General features: G+C 36.2%; 7 protein-coding genes. 3 read left to right on the plus strand and 4 right to left on the minus strand.

What is annotated here, in order from left to right; genetic code table 11:
- The 4 genes from V7659_RS10240 to V7659_RS10255 form a co-directional block, all read right to left on the minus strand.
- Positions 1–379 (minus strand): signal peptidase II (locus V7659_RS10240; protein ID WP_335539876.1); only part of this gene is annotated, 379 nt, incomplete at its 3' end.
- A gap of 400 nt (positions 380–779) precedes the next feature.
- A complete protein-coding gene (locus V7659_RS10245; protein ID WP_335539886.1) occupies positions 780–1,367 on the minus strand; it encodes a tripartite tricarboxylate transporter substrate binding protein in 588 nt (195 codons plus the stop codon).
- Positions 1,368–1,595: 228 nt separating this feature from the next.
- Entirely contained in the window at positions 1,596–2,546 is a 951-nt protein-coding gene (locus tag V7659_RS10250) for an aryldialkylphosphatase (protein ID WP_098934811.1), read from the minus strand.
- A gap of 57 nt (positions 2,547–2,603) precedes the next feature.
- Positions 2,604–3,776, minus strand: a complete 1,173-nt coding sequence (locus V7659_RS10255; RefSeq protein ID WP_335539879.1) for an MFS transporter — start codon at positions 3,774–3,776, stop codon at positions 2,604–2,606.
- Positions 3,777–4,260: 484 nt separating this feature from the next.
- On the opposite strand from V7659_RS10255, the gene V7659_RS10260 reads away from it, so the two are divergent.
- From V7659_RS10260 to V7659_RS10270, 3 genes are all read left to right on the plus strand, one after another.
- Positions 4,261–5,145 (plus strand): LysR family transcriptional regulator, encoded by an 885-nt coding sequence (locus V7659_RS10260; RefSeq protein ID WP_098934809.1) that lies wholly within the window; start codon positions 4,261–4,263, stop codon positions 5,143–5,145.
- A 355-nt stretch (positions 5,146–5,500) separates the two neighbouring features.
- Positions 5,501–6,265, plus strand: a complete 765-nt coding sequence (locus tag V7659_RS10265; protein ID WP_098934808.1) for an SDR family NAD(P)-dependent oxidoreductase — start codon at positions 5,501–5,503, stop codon at positions 6,263–6,265.
- 73 nt (positions 6,266–6,338) lie between these two features.
- On the plus strand, positions 6,339–7,206 hold an 868-nt coding region (locus V7659_RS10270; protein WP_335539884.1), incomplete at its 3' end, for a zinc-dependent alcohol dehydrogenase.

The raw sequence follows: 7,206 nt of genomic DNA on the forward strand, positions 1-7,206 counted from the left end.
TCTCAATAGCATGGTCGGCCAAGTTAAGGATGCCACCAGAGCGAATGATAAAATCTGTCACCTGCCCAAACAAAAGTCGATCAATGCCATTTCCAATTGCTCCTCCGACTAGGAATCCAAAACTACAATCGATGAGAGCACCCTTCATTTCTCCTGTTCTACGAAAATTTAAAACACTTATCACGAAAAACACTGCCACAACTCCGAAAAGCCATGCATAGCCTTGAAATAAACCTCCTGCCATCCCGCTATTTTGGATATGTGTAAGTGGAATTCCCCACAATGTAAATGTTTCATTGATGTCAATATAGGCCCGAATGAGATATTTAGAAAACTGGTCCATCACAATAACGAGGATTGCAATTACATAAAATAGCATATATAGTCCTTCTTTCTCACTGAAACATTTGTACCCTAATCATGAGTATAATTGAAAGCTTAATTCTATTCTATTATGAAGCTCTTATTCTTATATTCCATGTTACTCCTATAAACTGTCTCATTTTTCCTCACTTTTTCAACCTCTATTTGGTTTTCTAAATCTTCTTCAACACTACTGAACTGTCCAACGTGAAAAGACCCAAGTGATATAATCCTCACTTGGGTGTGATTTTAGGTTGTTAACGATTTTGAACTTTATTAAATAGGTTTAACTGTTTGAAGAATCTTATTTATCAAGCTTTCAGCATCATCAGCCTCGATGGTTGTTAATTGAATACGGCAGAAAGGTCTTACCCTGCATTCTAAACATCTTCTAAAACAGTCTACGATGCTGACATCTATATCATTTTGATAATGCAGGCGAAGAAGGTCAACAGAACCTTTAATTGTCCATTTTGAATGTATTCTGCTGATTCCATTGGATGTACTGCTGCAATATCAATATGCCCCCCAATAATTGCCGCAATGGATTCATTATTTGCTTTAAATGGAACATTTGTTGTTTTGATTCCGGCAGCGTTAAATAAGGCAGCATGCGCCAAATCATTTACTGTACCTACCCCAGGATGGCCAACTTTCAGCGTTTTTCCTTTTGAATCGTTAATGAGATCCTGAATGGAATTGATTTTACTCTTGCCATCTACAACCAATAGTAATGGATTATACACAACACTTGAGATAAATTTAAAATCATCCATTTTGTAATCTAATTGTTTTAATAGTGGCTGCACCGTAAGTGTTGTGCCGGTAACAAGGCCGACAGTATATCCATCTCCAGTTGCTTTTGCTGTTTCAGATGCTCCAATCGTTCCGCTTGCACCCGCACGGTTCACAACAACCATGGATTCTCCAAGGTATTTTTGGGCTGATTCTGCAACCGCTCTACCTACTGTATCCGTACTACCACCAGCAGCGAAAGGAACGATTAGATTAAGAGATTTTTTAGGGAAATCGAGTTTTGTTTCAGTAGATGCAGACTTTTAATTTGATTGAGTAGATTCTGAGGTTTGATTTGAGTTACAGCCTACTAGTATTGTAGAGATCAACCAGAATGCCCAAAAAAGTTTTTTCAATTTTATTTTTTTCATTATCTACTCCACTCCCCACAATTTTCTTATTGCTTGAAGACAAGACAATTATTTTTCTAAAGTTGATCAGATTTCATCACTGCCTTTAAACCATCTCTGTGCATTCAAAAGCATCATATCTTTAATCTGTGCTTCAGTGACTCCTAGTTCGATTAATTCAGGGACAATTTCATCCATAATATAAGACATCGTCCACTTGGGTCTTTTTTTCATTTCGCTTTCCGGAAACCAATCCGTAGAGCAACAGTAGTCCTGAGATAAAAACATTCTATTTGAAAAACCCTGCTTAACCAATTCGATAACGGTTGTATTTCGTTTTTCAGATGACATTCTGGCGGTTATTCCATAACGATCCATTCCAATAAACGCTCCATAAGAAAGAACTTTTACTATATATTCCAAGTTATCTGTATCCCCAGTATGTCCAATGAGAATACTATTGGGCGCAACACCTTCTTCCCTGAAAATTTCCAGTTGCCTAATTCCATTCATACTTTGTGGATGTGAGTGTGTCATGATGGGCACACCCGTTACTTGATGAGCTTGTGCCACAGCTCGTATTACTTTTTCAACATCAGGGGTAAATCCCTGTTCGTCTGTTGCACATTTCAGAAATCCTGCTTTTATCGAAGTATTTTGAATACCAACTTCTATGTCTCTGATAAAAACTTGTGCCATGTAATCAATATTCCTATTTTGAAAATGTTGGGGGAGATCGTTAAATGTGTAAATTCCTGTTGCACAAATAATCTGCATCTCTGTTTCAAGGGCAACCTTTTCCATAAAGTGAACATCTCTTCCAATCCCCATGACTGTCGGGTCACAAATGGTTTTGATCCCCTGCATCTTTACCCTGTTTACTTGTTCTACCGCATTCTTAAATTCTTTTTCTTCATCATAAATATGAGGAAACTGAACGCGTACAGCTTCAGAACAAATTCGTAAATGTTCATGTACTAATGTCCTTCCAAGTTCTGAAAAATCTATTTTACCAGTTACAGTATTCACATATTTCATCGTATGAATCTCCTTTTTATAGTTTCTTAGATAAGTAAGGTGCAAAACAGTATTCTTTTACATATCCATAACAGATTCATCATGAGAATATTCAGATGTGACCTGTTCAGTTTTATTTAGAATAGTAACTATAATTCCAAATACATAACAAATAGATCCAAAGATTAATACTGCACCGCTTAGTTGCATATGTTCTGCCATAAATCCTACAATAGTAGGTGTAAGAGCCCCTCCTATCCGTCCTATATTAAATGTAAGTCCAACCCCAGTTGATCTTAAATGTGTCGGATATAATTCTCCTAGGTAAGCGCCGAATGTTCCCCAATAACCATAAATAACGAAACCAAATATGATTCCTACTAGAAAAAGGAAGGTTATATTTTGAATGAGCATATAGGCGATAATAAGTACGATTGAAAGAGATTGTCCTAGCAATAAAGTGAACTTTCTAGAATATTTATCTGATAAATATCCACCAACTTGGTGACCAAACACAGCACCAATATTTAAAACGATTAGAAACCAACTTGCCATCCCAAGCGACAAATTATGACTTTTCACTAAAAAAGTGGGTATCCAAGACGAAGCAGCCCAATATGCGCCTAAATTAAACAGTAAAAGTAAACTTGCCAATATAGTTCGTTTTGCGTAACCATCTTTAAAAAGCATCCATAGAGTAAAGGTACTTTTTTCTTCCTTCACTTTTTTTGTTTTTTCCTTCCAATTTGGTGGTTCCTTTAATCCTCTCCTAAACATTAATATAATAAATGCAGGCAATATACCTATTAGGAACAGAACTCTCCATCCAAATGCAGGTAAAATTAAGAATCCAAGTAATGACGCAATAGCATACCCTACAGGATAACCACTATGAACAAAAGAAGTTGCCTTTGCCCTATGCCTTTTTGGCCAATATTCAGAAATTAGTGAGGCTCCAAGTCCCCATTCGCCTCCTAATCCAAGTCCAACAAAAAATCGAAAAATTCCAAGCTGTACTGGATCTTGTGCAAAAGCTGAAATACCAGTAAAAATTGAAAAAAAGATGACAGTAAATGTTAACATTCTTACCCTGCCAAAATAATCACCCAAAATGCCACAGCCAATTCCTCCTACCATCATTCCTACTAATGTTGCAGAACTAATAAGACCTGCTTCTCCAGCTGACATATTCCATTGTGTTAATAAAAGTGGAATAACAAGGGCCAAGAGCATGGCATCCATTGAATCCATGCACCAGCCTGCAAAAGATGTCCATAAACTTTTCCATTAGGTTTTTCCTACTTCAGGGTCATTTCTTACATTTGAAGAATAAATCATCATTTTCCTCCTCGCATATTAAGTAAAAGCTTTATCTCTAAAGTTTTGTAGAACCTCCTTTTAAATAAATTTAGAACATTCGCTAAATGTAAGCGTTTGAATTTTTTTCAGGAGCAAATGGGAATAAGGAGAAAAGCATGATTATTGAAAGCGGAAGAAAAAATCATCAGCAATGACCATACAGCTACGTTTAGTTAATAAATCTTTCAATTTTGACAAAATACTGATATTTCATAATCTTGTATTCTTATGATAAACAAACACTTTACAAATGTACAATATATTTCTAATATTAATATCATATCCCCAGCATATGATAATTGAAAAAATGATAAAATAAACTATGGTTATATTAATCAGAAAATTTAGAATATATGGATAGGTCAGGTGAAAACGAGTGGACTTTAGAAATTTTAAGTATTTTGAAGCAGTGGCAAGGTTAGGAAACATTACAAGGGCTGCTAAGGAATTAAACATGTCACAACCACCCCTTAGCCAACAAATTCTAAATATGGAGAATAATCTGGGGGTAATGTTATTTGAACGACACAAAAAGGGAGTCATTTTGACTGAAGAAGGAAAACTCCTTTTACAAAAGGTAACTCCTATCCTTCGTCAATATCATGAACTTCTTGGCTATTTATCAGATCCTCAAAATTTAGTTATGGGAAATATTACGTTAGCTATTTTACCCGTTTTTTCGGCTACGATAGGTGAGGCGTTGGCACATATATGGAGCGAAAACATAAATATTCATTTTTCAATTAAAGAAGGCCATTCAAAAACAATCGTTTCATTAGTACAAAGTGGAGAAGCTCATTTGGGGATTACTCGTTTACCTATCCATAATACAGAACTTAATTATTCTATCCTAGGAAACGATCCTATTCGAGTTGTTCTTCGTAAAGATGATCCATTAATTGCAAAGGAGAAAATTTTACCGAGGGATTTAAAGGGGAGGCCATTGGTTTTAATTCGTGGAAGTACTACCCATAGTGCTTTCGCACAAATTGTCCAGAGGTTTGAAGAAGCTAAGATAAAACCTACTATCATCGGACATACAGAAACTGTTCTTACACTTCTTAAGATGGTGAAACATGGACCGGGAATCGGACTTGCTCCGCAGTCTGGTTGTTACCAATCGACAGATGGTTTAGAAATAGTACCATTTGGAGAATCGGAGATTTACATACCTACTGCTGTTATATGGCGGCAAAATGAGACGAATCCTACGGTATTAAAATTAAAGAACTTAATCACTAAGTATTGCGCTATTAAGTGACGTTTCTTAGTTTAGTAGAAAAAACATTCCCATCTCTGTTTTTTAGGAGATGGATTTTTTATAACTGTTTAGACTTAGGTATTGTTATTTTTATAAATTGGGTTTTTACGTTGATATTCATAAAACATACGAGTTACATATGGATAACATATCATTTTGGTATTTTACATATTGATAACTATTTTTTACACTTTTATCAAAGGATGAAATTCAAAATGTTCAAAAAATTATAGGAGGTATATCCCTTTAGACGTTTATTTTTTGATTCTTTAACAATTTACATCTCATTAAACAAATAAAATTAGTAACAATTTGTTTTTTATTAAATTGTTACCATTTCCAAAGGAGCGACTATATGGGGAATTTAAATAATGCTGTCAGCTGGATAACAGGAGCCACCGGGAGTATAGGAGGTGCGGCATGTAAAGCTTTAGCAAGATCAGGTAGTCACGTAGTCGTTTCTGATATAGATTTCGACCGTGCTCAGGACCTTTCTATCCAATTAAAAGATTTAGGTGTCGAGGCTTTACCCATTCAACTAGACGTCTCAGATCAAAAAGGTGTTGAATCTGTTGCAAAGGTTATAAAAGATACGTTTGGGCGATTGGACATTCTGGTAAATGGTGCGGGTATATCTCCAAAAGGAGAAAACGGACGAGTTCCAGTGGAAAACATGGATGTAGAAGAATGGCATAGAGTGATAAACATCAACTTACATGGAGCATTTTATACCTCGCAGGCTGCTGTTAAATTAATGAAGGAAAATCAAAGTGGTCATATTGTGAATATTGCCTCTCAAGCTGGAAGATCCTATAGTGCCGTTACTGGAGCTCATTATGCTGTTAGTAAAGCAGGTCTTATTTCTCTTACGCGTCAAATGGCTGGAGAACTCGGTCCAAGTGGAATTTATGTAAATGCAGTTGCCCCAGGACGCATTGACACTCCAATGATTAAAGATGTTGCAGAAGAAGTAAACCGACAAATAATAAATAATATTCCATTAAGACGACTAGGAACACCTGAAGAGGTGGCAAATACTATTCTATTTCTAGTTACTCCTCAATCAAGTTATCTTACTGGAGTAGTTATAGACATAAATGGTGGAAGATTGATGATATAGTAATTAATTTTGTTGGGGATTGTTAAAATACACCAGGGAAGCATTTCATTGAAATGAATTGGAGGAATTATTGGTGAAAGCCTTACTTAAACAAAGCTTTGATCCTGGAGATGTTTTATTGCAACAAGTAGTTAAACCAGAACCGGGCCATAATGAAGTGGTCATTAAAATACACTTTGCCGGCATTTGTGGAACGGACATGAAAATATATGATGGACATTATCATGCTTATAAGAATCCTTTGGTCCTTGGACACGAATTTAGTGGTCAAGTTGCAGAAGTTGGTACTGGTGTGCAGGATTTAGTGATCGGCACGAATGTTGTGGCCCGTACGATTTATTCTTCATGCGGGAAATGTGAATCATGTTTTGGAGGAAGAGAAAACCTTTGTACGGAAAAGACTCGAATTGGTTTTGATCATGATGGAGTTTTTACTGAATATGTAAAAGTTAATAAAGATCAAATCCACGTTCTGCCTAAAGAAATTGATTTGGTTACAGCAGCATTATTAGAACCTTTTACAGTAGTGGTACATGCTTTGAATCAAATTACAATTAGGCCATCCGATGTGGTCCTTGTGATTGGTCCTGGGCCGATTGGACTTATGACAGTACTTCTTTGTAAAGCTTACGGTGCTACAGTTGTTGTAGCTGGACTTAAGCAAGACAAGAAGAGACTTGAGTTAGCTCAAAAAGTGGGAGCTGATTTGGTTTTAGTTTCTGATCAAAATAATAGTGAGGCTTCATTATTGGATTTAACAGACGGCCAAGGCCCAAACATTGTTTTGGAGTGCTCAGGGACTGCAGGAGGCGTAAATCAAGGTTTAGAGTTATGCAGAAGAGGCGGCCAATATGTACAAATAGGCACTCGGAGCACACCCATAACTGTTGATTTTATGAAAATTGGTTATAAGGAAATTAAAGTTATTGGGAGTATTGGAC

It is taken from the genome of Neobacillus drentensis (genome assembly GCF_036966985.1).
Classification (GTDB): Bacteria; Bacillota; Bacilli; order Bacillales; family Cytobacillaceae; genus Neobacillus; species Neobacillus drentensis_E.